We start from the raw sequence: 15,110 nt of genomic DNA on the forward strand, positions 1-15,110 counted from the left end.
GCCGGAGCCGGTGCCCGCCTCGGACACTTCCTCGTCAGCCGCGCGTGAGCTTCTTGTACGTGGCGCGGTGCGGGCGGGCGGCGTCCGGGCCCAGCCGCTCGATCTTGTTCTTCTCGTACGACTCGAAGTTGCCCTCGAACCAGAACCACTTGCTGTCGCCCTCGTACGCCAGGATGTGCGTCGCGATGCGGTCCAGGAACCAGCGGTCGTGGGAGACGACCACGGCGCACCCGGGGAACTCCAGCAGCGCGTTCTCCAGCGAGGACAGGGTCTCCACGTCGAGGTCGTTCGTCGGTTCGTCGAGGAGCAGCAGGTTGCCGCCCTGCTTCAGGGTAAGCGCGAGGTTGAGGCGGTTGCGCTCACCGCCGGAGAGCACACCGGCGGGCTTCTGCTGGTCCGGGCCCTTGAAGCCGAACGCGGAGACGTACGCGCGGGACGGCATCTCGACCTGGCCGACGTTGATGTAGTCCAGCTCGTCCGAGACCACGGCCCACAGCGTCTTCTTGGGGTCGATGTTGGCCCGGGACTGGTCCACGTACGAGACCTTGACCGTCTCACCGACCTTGATCGAGCCGGAGTCCGGCTCCTCGAGGCCCTGGATCATCTTGAACAGGGTGGTCTTGCCCGCGCCGTTGGGGCCGATCACGCCGACGATGCCGTTGCGCGGCAGGGTGAACGACAGGTCGTCGATCAGCACCTTGTCGTCGAACGCCTTGTTGAGGTGCTCGACCTCCACGACCACGTTGCCCAGGCGGGGGCCCGGCGGGATCTGGATCTCCTCGAAGTCCAGCTTCCGGGTCTTCTCCGCCTCGGCCGCCATCTCCTCGTAACGGGTCAGCCGGGACTTGGACTTGGCCTGCCGCCCCTTGGCGTTGGAGCGGACCCACTCCAACTCCTCCTTGAGGCGCTTCTGCCGCTTAGCGTCCTTCTGGCCCTCGACCTTGAGCCGGGCCTGCTTCTTCTCCAGGTACGTGGAGTAGTTGCCCTCGTAGGCGTGGGCGCGGCCGCGGTCCAGTTCGAGGATCCACTCGGCGACGTTGTCGAGGAAGTACCTGTCGTGGGTGATCGCGACGACGGTGCCGGCGTACTTCGCGAGGTGCTGCTCCAGCCACTGCACGGACTCGGCGTCCAGGTGGTTGGTGGGCTCGTCGAGGAGGAGCAGGTCGGGCTGCTCCAGCAGCAGCTTGCAGAGCGCGACGCGGCGCTTCTCACCACCGGAGAGGGTGGTGACCGGCCAGTCGCCGGGCGGGCAGCCGAGGGCGTCCATCGCCTGCTCCAGCTGGGCGTCGAGGTCCCAGGCGTTGGCGTGGTCCAGGTCCTCCTGGAGCTTGCCCATCTCGTCCATCAACGCGTCGGAGTAGTCCGTCGCCATCTGCTCGGCGATCTCGTTGAAGCGGTCGAGCTTGCCCTTGATCTCCGCGACGCCGCCCTGGACGTTCTCCAGGACGGTCTTGGTCTCGTCGAGCGGGGGCTCCTGGAGGAGGATGCCGACGCTGAAGCCGGGCAGCAGGTAGGCGTCGCCGTTGGACGGCTGCTCGAGACCGGCCATGATCTTCAGCACCGTGGACTTACCGGCGCCGTTGGGGCCCACGACACCGATCTTCGCCCCCGGCAGGAAGTCCAGGGTGACATCGTCAAGGATGACCTTGTCGCCGTGCGCCTTACGCGCCTTGCGCATGGTGTAGATGAACTCAGCCAAGAGAAACCGTCCGGCAATCAGTAGGGGTCGAGAGGCGGCTGCGGGTGTCGAGAGGCGGCTGCGCCGCGCGGTCGGCATATGGCTCCGCTGCGGGCGGGCACATGGAACCATCTTGCCGCACGGCGCGGCCAACCCGGAAACGGGGCGGTGGGGCGGCCACCGGGACCGGCGCGCGGGCCGGGTCCCGGTGCACGGCCCGGCACGAGGACGTACGGAGGGGCGAGGACGTGCGGGCGTGAACCGTACGGGTCGTCGAGGACGCGCGGGCGGGCTCAGTCCCCGTCGGGTGCGTCACCGGACGCCGTGGCCGTACCGGAGGAACCGGCCGTACCGGACGTACCGACGCCCGGCTTGCGCTTCCGTACGAGCACCATGGCCGCGCCGCCGACCACGACCAGCCCCACCGCGACACCGACCAGCAGCGGGGTGTCGCTGTCGCTGCCCGTCTCCGCCAGGTCGGGGCCGCCGTCCGTCGTGGCGGTGTCGCCACCGAGGACGGGTGACTCCGAACCGGTCTGCGGCGAGAGTCCGGCCTCCTCGTCGGCGCCCTCCGCGCCCGCGGCCTCGCAGTCGAGCACGCCGCTGAACGTACGGTCGCCGCCACCGGCGTCGGCGCCCTCCGGCGCGGGCAGTTCGACGCGGTACGGCTGGTCCTCACCCACGGGGAACGTGATCGTTCTGGTCTCGCCCGGGGCGATCTCGTAGCCCACGTCGTGGAGGGTGAAGCGGAACGCCTCGTCGCCCCGGTTGGCGGAGGTGACGTCCACGCCGCCCTCGGCACAGTTCTTCTGAGCGGTGACGGCGGGGATCGGGCCCTTGTCGGCCCAGCGGACGGCGGCGGTCGCGGAGACCGTCGAGCCGCTGGAACCGGCGAGTATCTGCGTCTGGCTGCGGGCCAGTTCGCCGGTGCCCGTGAAGGTGCGGCCGACCGGGACGGTCGTCGCGGCCTGCGCGGTCAGCGTGGTGGTGCCCGGCTCGGCACCCGCGGGCACGTCGAAGTACAGCTTCGCGCCGTCCCGTGCCGTCGTGACGGCCCTGCCCTCGGCGTCGGTGATCCGCACCCCGCCCGCCGCGGCGTCCGGGCCCGGCGTGACGGTGACGGTCTCGGCGTTGGTGTGCACGGTGACCGGTCCCAGCCGCCCACCGTCCTTGCCCGCGACGGCGGGCGGGGTGAGCGTCAGGGACCCCTCCGGCTCGGCGGTCCTCCTGGCCGCGCGGACGAGGTGGTCGGCGAGCTTCTGGGCTGCGGGGTCGACGGCGCGGGCGTCGGTGCCGTCCGCGAGCCGCCAGATGGCGACCTGGGTGCCCGCCGCGGCGGTCTCGGGGGTCAGTGCCCCGCTGCGGGCCGCGGAGGCGAGCTTCGCCAGGTCGTTCACCTGCGGGTAGGAGTGCTGGAGTATCCAGCGGATCCTCCCGGCGTCCCGGTTGCCGTGGAGTGAGGAGGCCCGCCACGGCACCTCCTGGTAACGCGCCAGCTCCTGGGCCGGGTTGTGGACGTCGAGGGAGTACGTCTGGAGCGTGCCGCCGTCCTCCACGGACATCTCGAAGAGTCCGGCGCCCGTCTTCAGGTCCCCGCCTTCCTCCTGCCGTACGAGGGCCTGCCCGTAGGTCTTCAACCCGTTCAGCGTGGCGGCGGCGCCGCCCTGCTCGGGGAGCCCCCCGCGAGCGGCGGCCTGTCCCGCGCCCGCCACCGCACCCGCCGTCAACAGTCCGGAGGCCAGCAGTACGGAGGCCAGACGGGCGGTCACCCGTCCGCGTACAGAAGTCATGCTCTTCCCCTCTGGCAGAGCCGCGGGTGCCGGGAAGCGGGCCGACGTGGTCGCACGCATGGCCCAGAGCCCCGGGAGTACCCGAGGGATCGTAGAGACCGAGCGCAACACGGTCCCCAACAATCCCAGCCGGCAAGCTTTCCGAATCACAATCGTTATCCGAGAATCCGACGGACCGGGAGGTTCACGACGGCCGCGTCGGATGCGGAACTGCCGCCTCCGACCTGCCCGTTGTCCTCCCGCGCCGTCTCACGCCGCGCGCGGGTCCGCCCGTACCGCCACCGGCACGCCCCGCCCCGCGTCTCCGTCCGGTGTCCGAACGGTCGCCGCCCAGCCCCGGCTTGGCGCGGCTCACCCGGGCGAACGCGGAGGTGCCGTACGACAGGTCGTGTCCGACGGCGGCCGCCAACAGGTCCACGGTCGCGGGGCCCCGGCCACCGCCTCCCATCCCGCGCACCCGCAACGTGCCCCGCACGATGAGGGGTTCACCGAGCAGCACCGACGAGGCCACGTTCGTGGCGAGCGTCCGCTGCGCCCAGACCGTGTAGTAGTCCGTGTACGCCTCGGTCCAGCGGCCGCGGGCGCGGTCGAACTCCACGACCGTGCCCGCCAGTCGGAAGCGGGCCGTCGGGTATCCGGGGCCCGCCTCCTGGTACTCGACCGGTGTGACCGCGTTCCCCAGCACCGTCACCTGCACCTCACGCATGCGAACTCCCCCGTGGCTCAGCCCTCGACCAGCCGTCGACCGGCTGCGGAGCGGATGTGCGCCGGTCGCGCCTCGGCCGCAGAGCGGCCGGGCACCGGCGTCGGCCCCGTCGTTCCCACCGCCGGGACCTGCGGAGACACCATCGTGCACGAGAACGTCGAGCCCCCGCTCGAACCTGTGGACCACCCACCGGTTGTGCACAACTCGGCCACCCGAACGGGACGTTCCGCCCACAGAACCGCCTGCGGCAGCCCCGTTCCGTACGACACCGATCGCCCGACGCCACCCGCGCGGCGCGGGCCGCGCGCCCCCACCCCGACCGCGAACCACCGCGCTACGAACGCCCCGTCACAGCGGCCCTCTCACCGCGGCCCGTCACCTCTGCCCCCGTCACAGCCGTTCCGCGCCGCCCGCCGCGATCACGTACTGCTCGCGCACCTCCCGGTAGCGCAGCAGTTCCGCCGCCACCGGCTCCAGCACCCGCGCCCGCCCGCAACCGGCCGCCAGGCGCCGGAGCCTGCGCTCCTCCTCCTGCCCGTACGCGCGCGCGGGGCCGCGTGCCGCCGCGCGGCAGCCCCACGCGAGCAGCGGTCCGCCGAGCGCCCCGCCGAGGATGAGGGCGACGGGGAGCCAGAGCTCGCCGTGGTAGCTGCCGAACACCGCGCCGACCAGCCAGATAAGGCCCAGCACCTGCACCGCCAGCAGCAGCCCCTGACCGGCCATCGCGGCCGCCCACCACGGCGGACGGTGCATCCGTACGGGACCGTGCCACCCGCCGTCCGCCGCCGCACCGCCCGGCTCCCGCACGGCACCCGGCGGACCCGGCGCGCCCGCCGGGCGCGTTCCCGCACGTCGCGCCGGGGTGCGCGCCCCCGAGTCCGGGTCGGCGTACGCCTCCCCGGACTCTCGTGTCTCCGCCACCACCGCGTCCAGCGCCTCGGGCAGCCCCTCGGCGCCGCGCCAGGCCGCGTCCCGCACGGTCTTCCGCCACGCCTCCGGCAGCCCGGTGACCGCGCGCGCGGCCAACTCCCGTACGGCCTGCGCCAGTACCGGCCGGGCCACGCGCGGCGCGCACCCCGGCCCGCCGCCCGTGCTCCACGAGCCGGTGCCCGACCGGAAGCCGCGCGCCCCCGGCGCACCCGTACCGGTCGCGGAGCCGCCCTCGTACGCCCCGTCGGCCAGTTGCGACGGCACCTCCTGCCGCCGCGTGTCGTGCCACCGTACGAGCTGGGACCACGGGGTGCCGCAGGACCGTTCCGCGTGCCGCAGCCAGGCGCGTTCGGCTGCCTGGCCCGCGGCGACGGCGCCCACCGCCGAGGCCAGCCGGTCCTCGAAGTCCTCCCGCACCTGCTCCGTGAGCCCCACCGGAAGGGGCGCGTCCAGGTCCGCGTACGCCGGGCGCAGGCGCGCCGCCGCGCCGTCCAGGTCCGCGGTCAGGCGCCGCGCGGGTGCCTCGCGCGCGGCGGCGAACGCGCCCAGTTCCTCGCGGAGTTCGGCGATCCCGTCGCCGGTGAGCGCCGACGTGGCCAGCACCCGCGCGCCCGGCTCGCCGTGCTCCCCCAGTGCCACGCCGTCCTCGTCCAGCAGCCGCCGCAGGTCGTCGAGTACGGCGTCGGTGGCGTCGCCGGGCAGCCGGTCGGTCTGGTTCAGCACCACGAAGGTGACCTCGGCGTAGCCCGCCATGGGGCGCAGGTAGCGCTCGTGCAGCACGGCGTCCGCGTACTTCTCCGGGTCGACCACCCACACCACCGCGTCGACCAGCCCCAGCAGCCGGTCGACCTGCTCGCGGTGGCCGTCGGCCACGGAGTCGTGGTCGGGCAGGTCGACCAGGACGAGCCCGTGCAGCCCCGCGTCCTTCACCCGGCGCCGTACGACGGGGGCGATGCCGAGCCGGTCCAGCAACCCGTCGGCGCCGCCCTCCCGTTCCGCTTCCCAGGTGCACGCGATGGGCTGGGCGGTGGTGGGACGCCGTACGCCCACTTCGGAAAGGGTGCGCCCGGCAAGCGCGTTGAACAGTGAGGACTTTCCGCTTCCGGTCGCCCCGGCGATCGCCACCGTCGTGTACGCGCGGGAGAGCCGCCCCCGCGCTCCCGCCTCCTCCAGTACGCGCAGCGGTTCGGTGAGGACCGTCGCCTCCAGCCGCGTACGGGAGAGTCCGACGAGTTCCCGCAGGGCGCCGAGGCGGCGCAGCAGGACGCTGTCACCGACGCCGACGATCGAGCCGTACGGGTCGGGGATCTCGCGGCGGGCGGCGGTCGTACGGGCGTCCTGCGGGGTGTTCGCGTCGGGCGCCTCTGGCGTCACGTGACCGCCGTCCGGCACGTCCGAGGCGTCCGGCGCATCCTCCCCGTCCGGCGCCTCGGCCTCCCGCTCCGGGGTGTCCGGCTCGGCCACCTCGTCCCCCGTGCCCGTGCCCGGCCACTCCTCGGAGGCGTCGTCCGCGCGCGCCCGCGTGGTCACCGGCGCGTGCTCCACTCCCACTCCGGCGCCCACGACGGCGCTCGCGTGGCGGTACGCGCCGTACGCGTGCCCTCCGCCCGCGTCCGTACGGTGGCCGTCCGCGCGTTCCCTCCGGCTCGCCTCCAGATCCGCCTCCGTACGGGGTGCGCGCCGCGCGATCAGCCCGTCGTCCCAACCGCCGCCCGCGGGCTCCGTACGGAAGGGCGCCACCGCCTGCTCCGCGACGACGGGCGCGGTGGCCACGGCGGCGGGCCCCACGGCGGGCGCGTCGACCGCGACCGGCTCCGCCTCGTCACCGTCCCCGTCCCCGTCCCCGGCATCGCGCCCCGCCCCGGTGGAGGCGGCCGCTGCCGGGTGGAACACCTGCGCCGGGGCGTCCACCCCGTACTCCTGCCCGCCGCCACCGGCCTCCGGCCACGGCTCCGCCCGTACGGCCTCCGGCGCGAGCGGCGGCATCGGCCCGGCGGGCACCGGAGCGACCGGCACCGGACCGGCCGCCTCCGGGGCGGCACCGCCCTCCCCGACGCCGCCCCCGTCCGAGGGGTCCGACGACTCCGACGCACCGTCCGTACGGACCTCCGCAGACGACATGACCGTCACCTCTCCCTCTCGGTACGGGCCTGCGGCGTCTTCCCCGCAGCCACCGCCCTGCGCACGGCGGAGTACGCCGCGATCAGTTCCACTTGCGGTTCCGGTGTGGCTCCGGCCTCGTCGAGCGGTGCGAGCCAGCGGTCGCGTTCGCCGCGCAGTACGCGGGTGACGCAGGTGTCGAGGACGGACTCGGCGTCCTCCCGCAGCCGCTGCGCGCGCTCCTCGCCGAGCGACGCGGTGAGCGTCGCGTCCACACCGTCCGCCCGGCGTCCGCCGAGCAGGGAGACGGCCAGCAGGCCCGCCGTCTCCTCGGCGTCGGGCGCGGGCCCGCGCTCCGTCGCGCGGGTCTCCTCCTCCGCCAGCTCGTCCACGCAGCGCTGCCAGCGCCGTACGAGCACACCGACCCGGCCCCTGCCGTCCTCACCCTCGGTACCACCGGCGCCCGCGCTCAGCGGGACGTCCGCCGGGGCGCCGGGCTCCTGCCGCCAGGCGGCGGCGACCCGTTCGTCCGCCGCCGCGACGGTGCCCACCAGCAGCGCCGTCAGCCCTTCCGCGAAGGCGCCGAGCAGTTCGCCGCCACCGCTGTCCAGCGGGAAGCCGTGCCAGTGCGCCGCCACGTCCCCGGCCAGCAGCTCGCCGTCGGCCACGCGCCGGCGTACGCGGCGGGACGCCTCGTCGAACGCCTGGTCCACGTGCTGTCGGAGGCGTACGGCGGTGGCGTACTGCTGCGCGGCGGCGTTCGCCAGCTCCGCCACGCGCGGGCGCAGGGAGGTGAGCGCGCCCGCCGCCGTGCGCCGTGCGGCCTCCGCCCGCGTCTCCGGGTCGTCGGCGCAACGGGCGAGCCAGTCGCGCAGTCCGGCGACGGCCGTCATCGGCAGCAGGCCGGAACCGCCCGCCGACTCGGGCAGTTCGGGAACGGTGAAGCAGGGGGCGTCGCCGAGCCCCGCGCGTTCCAGCAGCTTCGCGTACTGCTCGGAGACCTCGTCGACCATCTGGTGCGGCACCCGGTCGAGCACGGTGGCGAGCGTGACGTCGTACTCCCGCGCCGTACGCAGCAGGTGCCACGGCACCGCGTCCCCGTACCGCGACGCCGTCGTCACCAGGACCCACACGTCGGCGGCGCAGATCAGCCGGGCGGCGAGGTCGCGGTTGCCGACGACGAGGCAGTCGATGTCGGGGGCGTCGAGGAGCGCGACGCCCTTGTGCAGGGAGGTGTCGGTCTCGACGCGGAGTGCGTACGGGGTGTGTTGCGGGGGCTCGTCGCGGGTGTGCCGCGCGGACGTGTTCCGTTCGGACCAGTCGTCGCCCCACGCGTCACGGTCGCGGCCGGAGCCGTCCGCGGTTCCCGGGGGGCCGGAGGACGCGTCGGCGGTGAAGCCCTCGATGTCCTCGATGTCGAAGAGGACGTCACCGTCGCCGCCGTACTCGTGCCCGTACTCGTACCGGCCCACCGTTCGCGGGCCGCGCACCCGTCCCAGGGCCGACAACACCCGGTCCCCCTCGAACCAGTGCGCGTCGTCGGGATGGCACACGAGCACGGGTGTGCGCGTCGTCGGCCGGAGCACACCGGCCTCGCTCACGCGCCGCCCGGCGAGGGAGTTGACCAGAGTGGACTTGCCCGCTCCGGTCGATCCGCCGACGACCGCGAGCAGCGGCGCCTCCGGGTCCCGCAACCGGGGCATCAGATAGTCGTCGAAGCGCGCCAGCAGATCCGTACGGGAGCGCCGCGCACCGTCGGCTCCGGGCAGCGCGAGCGGAAAGCGTACGGCGGCGACGCGCTCCCGCAGCACGCTGAGCGCATCCAGCAGCTCGGGCTCTACATCCAAGATCGCCACCCGGGAAGAATGCCCAATTTTGCGTGGCTTTTGAAGCGCATTCGTCCGCTATGCCATGAAAATGCATCGGATGAGCCCATTGGTCAGCGGATTGACCCCATGTGGCCTACACGACGGGCACAGAGCGGCCATAACGACTACGCAACACCCACCCCACACGACGCGAAAAACGCTGCGGAAATCGCACCAGCCTGCGAGTATCGGACCGCTTCACCGAACCTCCACAACCTACGGCGGTCGGTAAGCACGAGGGACGAGCACCACCGCCCCCTATTCTTGACCCGGCATGGTCAGAACCAGGGGCGCGCCCGCCCGCCCGTGACCACCACCGGCCCCCGTAGCTCAGTGGATAGAGCAGGTGCCTTCTAAGCACTTGGCCGCAGGTTCGAGTCCTGCCGGGGGCACCAACCGCCTCTCACCTGCGCTCACGCGGGCGAGGGGCTTTCTTGTCACCCTCCGGATGGCACCCACGTCCCTTATGGGCCGAGTACCTTGACCTGTCGCGTTCATGGACGTCATCGTTTCGGGCATGACGCCCCCTCCCGCCGAAGCGGCGGAGCACCGGCTGCGGCTGGTTTCGCGCGCGTACGGGCAGGTCGAGTCGGGGCGCAAGACGGTCGAGGCGTGCGTCGCCTCCGGTGGGGCGGCGGGTATCGCCGTCGGGGACACCCTCGTCCTGTACGACGGCGGTGACGGCGGACGGGAACTCGACGTCACCGTACGGCGGATCACCCCGTACGCCTCCTTCGCGGAGCTGCTCCGCGCGGAGGACCCCGCCCGTGTCGACCCGGACGGGCGGCCCGAGGACACGCTCGCCGCGCTCCGTGGGGCGCAGCCGCCGGGCGGGGAGGCGCGCGGCGTGCTCGCGCTCGTTTTCGACCACCGGCCCGCGCGGCCGGGGCGCGCGATGCCGATGACGGCCGTGGAGTACGCGGGGACCGTCCCGCACCACACCGTGTACGGCTGTCTGTACGTCCGCGACGAGCGGGACCGGCCGGTGCAGCTGCGTTCCGTGTACGGCGCCCGGCACTGGCAGTTCCCGGGCGGGAACCTGGACGTCCTCGGGGAGGACCCGCTCGGCACCGCGCGGCGCGAGACCGTGGAGGAGACCGGCCTCGAACCGGCCCGGGAGGAGCCGAGGTTGCTTCTCACGCACTTCCTGCACGCCGGGCCGCGAACGCCCCTGAACAGGGTGGGTCTCGTCTTCGACGGCGGGCGGCTGACCGCCGACCAGCTCCGCCGGGTCCGTCTCGACCCCGCCGAGCACGACATGTGGGCCGTACACGACCTGCCCGGCTGGCGGGAGTTGATGGCGCCACGGGACTTCGCCCGCCTCGACGCCGTCGAACGGTCTCGGCTCGGCCGCGGCCCCGCCTACCTCACGACGCACACCTGACGCACCGCCCGGACCGCACCACCCGGACCGCTTCGCTTGACGCGCCCCGCCCCCGCGCCCGGCGGCGGCTCAGGCGCGTACGCGGGCGAGGAAGCGACGGACGTGGCCCGCGACGACGTCGAGGTGGCTCTCCAGCAGGAAGTGGCCGCCGTCGACGAGGTGCACCTCCGCGTCCTTCGCGTCGCGGGTGAACGCCTCGGCGCCCGCCGGGCCGAAGATCTCGTCGTTGCGCCCCCAGACGGCGAGTACGGGTACGTCGTGGGTGCGCAGGAACGTGTGCAGGCGCGGGTAGAGCGGGCGGTTGTTGCGGTAGTCGCGGAAGAGAGCGAGCTGGATCGCGTCGTTGCCCTCGCGGGAGACGAGGGCGAAGTCGTGCTCCCAGGTGTCCGGGCTGACGACGCTCGGGTCGGGCACGCCGTGGACGTACTGCCAGCGGATGGCCTCGCGGCTCAGGGCGGCGCGTACGGCGGGCTCGGTCGCGGGGCCGGGGTCGTCGCCGTACGCCCAGACGTCGGTCCAGAACGACTCGACGAAGCCGTCCTCGTACCCGTTGCCGTTCTGGGTGACGAGGGCGGTGATCCGGTCGGGGTGGCGGAGGGCGAGGCGCCAGCCGACGGGGGCGCCGTAGTCCTGGACGTAGAGGGCGTAACGGGTGAGGCCCAGCTGGTCGAGGAGGCGGGAGGTGAGGTCGGCGAGGGCGTCGAAGGTGTAGGCGAACGTGTCGGCGGAGGGCGCGGCGGAGAGGCCGAAGCCGAGGTGGTCGGGCGCGATGACGCGGTGGTCCTCGGCCAACAGCGGGATGAGGTCGCGGAACATGAACGAGCTCGTCGGGTAGCCGTGCAGCAGCACGATCGCGGGGGCGTCGGCGGGACCGGCCTCCCGGTAGAAGATCTCGTGGCCGTCGACGGTGGTGGTCCGGTGGTGCACCGTACGCATGTCTAACCCCTTTACATGCTTGAACTGGTTAGCCTGGCGTCATGCAAGCACGCGGCGGACTAACCTGTCAAAGGCATCGATGGGGTGAGGAGGAGCCGTGACGACGGACGTGCTGCTGGCACTTCTCAACAGCAGGCCGCTGGTGGGCGGCGAGGAACGGGACGCGCTCGGCGACCCGGCGCGCGGCGCGCGCTGGGCGCGCGAGCACGGCGGCGACGGCAGCCGCGCGGAACTGGCGCTGCTGCGCCGGACCCGGGACGCCCTGCGGGACGTCGTACGCGGCGCGAGCCCGCCCGCCGTACTGGAGCCGCTGCTCGAAGGGGTGCACCAGGTCCCGGAGTTGACGGCGGAGGGGCTCGCCTGGAACGTACGGACGCCGCCGCACGCCCGCCTGGCCGTCGACGCCGTACTGGGGTGGGCCGAGGCCGAGGAGCGGCTCCCCGGACGGTTGCGCCCCTGCGCGAACGACGAGTGCCGGCTGTTCCTCCTCGACCGCAGCCGCGCCAACCGCGCCCGCTGGTGCTCGATGGCCGTCTGCGGCAACCGCGCGAAGGCGCGGCGGCACTACGCGCGTTCGCGCTGACCCGCCACCCCGCGGGTCAGGCCGCGCGGCAGAGGCGTTCGGGGTCGACCGCGACGGGGACGCGGGCGAGGGCGGCGGCACGTACGACGACGGGGACGCGTACGGGCGTCGTACGGGTCGGGGTCGTGAGCACCGGGGCGGTGCGGGTCGGGGCCGTACGGGTCGGAGCGGTGCGGGCGGGCGCCGTACGGACCGGCGTCGGGCGGACGTCGGCCTCGGCGGCGGGAGCGGTGGGCGCGGAGGCGGTGGGCGCGGAAGCGGGGGACGCGGTCTCCGTACGGGCGAAGACGAGGAGGCGGAGCACCACGAAGCGGCCGAGCCCGGCGAGCGCGGAGGCGGTGAGGTAGACGGCCTGTTCGAGCAGCGCGCCGGGAGTCGCGACCAGGTACTGGAGGGCGAGCATCGCGACGCTGGTCGTGGCGTACGCGGCGAGGGCGGACCCGGCGGACTGCGTGTGCTGGCGCCAGGTGGCGCGGCGGCCCGCACCGAAGGTGAAGCGGGCGTGCAGCTCGGTGGCGAGGAGGGTGGAGGCCGCGGTGATCAGGGCGTTGGCCAGGACCCAGGGGAGGTGACCGGCGAGGGCGGCGACCGCGAGGCTGGAGGCGAGGCCGAGGCCGCCGCCGCAGACGACGAAGCGCGCGAAGGCGGTGAAGGCGCCGGGTGCCGCCTGCTGGTGGCCCTGTGTCGTCTCCATGTCCCGACTCCCTGCCTGACCCCGGTGGCTCGCGCCCTCGGACGGTTTCCGTGGGCAGCGCCCACCTGTCACTTAATGACAGTGTCACTAAGTGACAAGAAATGCAAGCCCGCGCTCACACCCGCCCTCCGGCGGTCCGTCCGGCACACACCCCTCGCCACACCTCAGAAACTACGCAGCGCGCGGGGCGGCGCACATGGGGCTCACAGCCCGGAACGGGGTGGTGCTACACCCCCTCTTTCGCCTCCCGCAGACCCCACCCTCCACACGGGACCGCCGCACGCGACCGTCGTGGACCGCCGTACGTGAACCCGCCCCGGCGCCTCAGTCCGGCGCGACGAGACCGGCGAGGGAACGCAGTCCCGCGACGACGTCGGCCGCTCGCGGAGCCCGTTCCGGGTCGGTCAGCCACTGCGTCATCAGGCCCGTGAACAGGGCGAGTTGGGTCGCGCCGAGCGTACGGACCACCGCGTCGTCGACGTCACCCTCCGGGGTGCCGCCCAGCAGCGCGGCGAGGCCGCGGCGGCCTTCGGCCTGGCCGCCGGCGAGGTAGCGGCGGAGGTCGTCGGAGTGTTCGGCCTGGACGAGGGCCTCCATGGTGGCGAGCCACAGCTTGCGGTCCTCGGTGAACGAGCGGATGACGGCCGTCCACAGGGCCTCGTAGCGCTCGGCGGCGGTCGCGCCCTCGGTGCCGTAGGCGGCGAGCGTACGGCCGAGGCGGGTGCCCCAGTCGTCGATCGCCTCGATGAGCGCGGCGGTCAACAGGGCCTCGCGGGAGCCGAAGTGGTAGCCGATGGCGGCCATGCTCACGCCGGAGGCGGTGGCGATGTCCCGCACGGTGATCCGGCCCCAGTCCTTCTCCTCCAGGCAGCGGCGGGTCCCGGCCAGCAGCGCTTCGCGATTTCCCATGGGAGCGCAGGTTAGCCGACCCGGGGCGGCCGGGGACGCGCGATTCGGGCGTATGCGCTATACGCTCGTCTTGCACGTACGCCCAAGCTCCCGTTACCGTCGCGCCGTCCGCATCACCCCACCCCCGTGCCCCGAGGGAGCCCCCCATGTCCCGTCGCCCGTACGCCCGCCGTCGTCTCACCCGTCCACGCGCCCGGACCGGCGTCGCGCTCGCCGCCGCCGCGCTCGCCGGGGTCGCGCTGCTCCCCCTCGGCGGCGGTCCGCCCGACGCGCGCGCCACCGGGGACGGCGCCCCGGTCGCGGCGCTGGAACGGCACGCGCGCCCCCTCGGGGACCTGGACTCCCTGGTGCGTCGGGTCGGCGGGGCGCGCGTCGTCGGTGTGGGCGAGGCGAGCCACAGTGGACACGAGTTCTTCGTCCTGAAGCAGCGCCTCTTCCGGAAGCTGGTGGCCGAACGGGGCTTCACCACCTTCGCGTTGGAGGCCAGCTGGAGCACCGGGCTGCGCCTCGACGCGTACGTGACGCGCGGTGTCGGCGACCCGGAGCGGGTCATGCGCGACGAGTTCCAGGGGCAGTACGTCTTCTGGAACACGCGGGAGTACCTGGACCTGGTCCGCTGGATGCGCCGCCACAACCTCGACCATCCCGGCCGGCCCCCGCTCCGCTTCGTCGGCAGCGACCTCGGGTATCCGGGCCCGGAGGCGTTCGACGAGGTCACCTCGTACGTCACCGCGCACCGGCCGGAGTTGGCGGAGCGCGTCGACGGCCTCTACGCCGGGCTGCGGCCCGACGCGGGGACGGAGGCGGGCGGTTGGATGGCGGGGCAGCTGGCGAAGGACCTGGCCGTACGCCGCGCCGAGGCCCGCCGCGCCACGCGGGCGCTCGACCTGCTGCGGGCGGCGGACCGGCCGGAGGGGGCCGAGGGGCGGTCGTACGACTGGGCCGTACGGAACGCCCTCGCCGTCACGCAGAGCTTCACCGGATACGCCTTCCCCGACGAGGAGTTCGCGGAGCGCATGCGCTACCGCGACCGCGTGCTTGCCGCCAACACCGCCTGGTGGCAGCGGCGTTCGGGCGGCAAGGTGCTGCTGGCGGCGAACAACGGGCATGTGGCGTACGAGGCCACCAGCGCCGAATTCCCCGTGCCCGCAGGGGCGTTCCTGCGCGAGAGGCTGGGCGCGGAGTACGTGAACGTGGGGCTGACCTTCGGCCGCGGCCGGATCAACGCGCTCCCCGACCCGGCCGCACGGGAGCCGGAGACGTACGCGGTGCCGCCCGCCCCCGCCGGATACGGCGAGCACACCCTGGACCGGGTACGCCGCCGGGACCTCGTCCTCGACCTGCGCACCGCCACGGGCGCCGCCCGCGCCTGGCTGGAGGCGCCGCGGCCGGTGCGCTCGTACGGCCTGTACTGGTCGGCGGAGGCGCCCGTCACCGACCTGGCGGCCACGTACGACGTGCTGGTGCACCTGCGTCGGGTGACGGCGGCGCACCTCCGCTGACGTACCCCCTCAACACGCCGCCGTGGCAGG

General features: G+C 73.8%; 10 protein-coding genes, 1 tRNA gene and 1 pseudogene. 4 read left to right on the plus strand and 8 right to left on the minus strand.

Going from position 1 to position 15,110, the window contains the following annotated elements; translation table 11 throughout:
* Positions 1–34: 34 nt before the first annotated feature.
* From ettA to D7M15_RS08035, 5 genes are all read right to left on the minus strand, one after another.
* The gene (ettA, locus tag D7M15_RS08015; protein ID WP_121516860.1) at positions 35–1,699 is read right to left on the minus strand and encodes an energy-dependent translational throttle protein EttA; all 1,665 of its coding nucleotides are present in this window, start codon (positions 1,697–1,699) and stop codon (positions 35–37) included.
* Positions 1,700–1,971: 272 nt separating this feature from the next.
* Positions 1,972–3,468 carry a thioester domain-containing protein gene (locus D7M15_RS08020; protein ID WP_121516861.1) on the minus strand — a complete coding sequence of 499 codons (1,497 nt, stop codon included), beginning with the start codon at positions 3,466–3,468 and terminating at the stop codon, positions 1,972–1,974.
* A 184-nt stretch (positions 3,469–3,652) separates the two neighbouring features.
* Complete coding sequence (locus tag D7M15_RS08025; RefSeq protein ID WP_121516862.1) at positions 3,653–4,174, minus strand: single-stranded DNA-binding protein; 522 nt, start codon at positions 4,172–4,174, stop codon at positions 3,653–3,655.
* Between the two features lie 390 nt (positions 4,175–4,564).
* Entirely contained in the window at positions 4,565–7,225 is a 2,661-nt protein-coding gene (locus D7M15_RS08030) for a GTPase (RefSeq protein ID WP_240649183.1), read from the minus strand.
* 5 nt (positions 7,226–7,230) lie between these two features.
* Positions 7,231–9,051: a dynamin family protein gene (locus D7M15_RS08035; protein ID WP_121520421.1), complete on the minus strand. Its 1,821-nt coding sequence runs from the start codon at positions 9,049–9,051 to the stop codon at positions 7,231–7,233.
* Between the two features lie 340 nt (positions 9,052–9,391).
* Here D7M15_RS08035 and D7M15_RS08040 point away from each other — a divergent pair.
* A tRNA-Arg gene (locus D7M15_RS08040) sits at positions 9,392–9,467 on the plus strand.
* A gap of 122 nt (positions 9,468–9,589) precedes the next feature.
* Entirely contained in the window at positions 9,590–10,456 is an 867-nt protein-coding gene (locus D7M15_RS08045) for an NUDIX domain-containing protein (RefSeq protein WP_121516863.1), read from the plus strand.
* A gap of 69 nt (positions 10,457–10,525) precedes the next feature.
* On the opposite strand, the gene D7M15_RS08050 is transcribed toward D7M15_RS08045, so the two are convergent.
* On the minus strand, positions 10,526–11,392 hold the full coding sequence (locus tag D7M15_RS08050) for an alpha/beta hydrolase (protein ID WP_121516864.1): 867 nt from the start codon (positions 11,390–11,392) through the stop codon (positions 10,526–10,528).
* A 97-nt stretch (positions 11,393–11,489) separates the two neighbouring features.
* Here D7M15_RS08050 and D7M15_RS08055 point away from each other — a divergent pair, with 97 nt between their 5' ends.
* Positions 11,490–11,975 (plus strand): CGNR zinc finger domain-containing protein, encoded by a 486-nt coding sequence (locus D7M15_RS08055; RefSeq protein ID WP_121516865.1) that lies wholly within the window; start codon positions 11,490–11,492, stop codon positions 11,973–11,975.
* A gap of 277 nt (positions 11,976–12,252) precedes the next feature.
* Here the strand turns inward: D7M15_RS08055 and D7M15_RS08060 are convergent.
* Positions 12,253–12,669 (minus strand): annotated as a pseudogene (locus tag D7M15_RS08060) (hypothetical protein); the annotation flags it as partial.
* A gap of 324 nt (positions 12,670–12,993) precedes the next feature.
* Positions 12,994–13,578 carry a TetR/AcrR family transcriptional regulator gene (locus D7M15_RS08065; RefSeq protein WP_121516866.1) on the minus strand — a complete coding sequence of 195 codons (585 nt, stop codon included), beginning with the start codon at positions 13,576–13,578 and terminating at the stop codon, positions 12,994–12,996.
* Between the two features lie 146 nt (positions 13,579–13,724).
* On the opposite strand from D7M15_RS08065, the gene D7M15_RS08075 reads away from it, so the two are divergent.
* Positions 13,725–15,080, plus strand: a complete 1,356-nt coding sequence (locus D7M15_RS08075) for an erythromycin esterase family protein (RefSeq protein WP_165906214.1) — start codon at positions 13,725–13,727, stop codon at positions 15,078–15,080.
* The last annotated feature ends 30 nt before the right edge of the window (positions 15,081–15,110 follow it).

Source organism: Streptomyces sp. Z26, from assembly GCF_003665095.1.
Classification (GTDB): Bacteria; Actinomycetota; Actinomycetes; order Streptomycetales; family Streptomycetaceae; genus Streptomyces; species Streptomyces phytohabitans.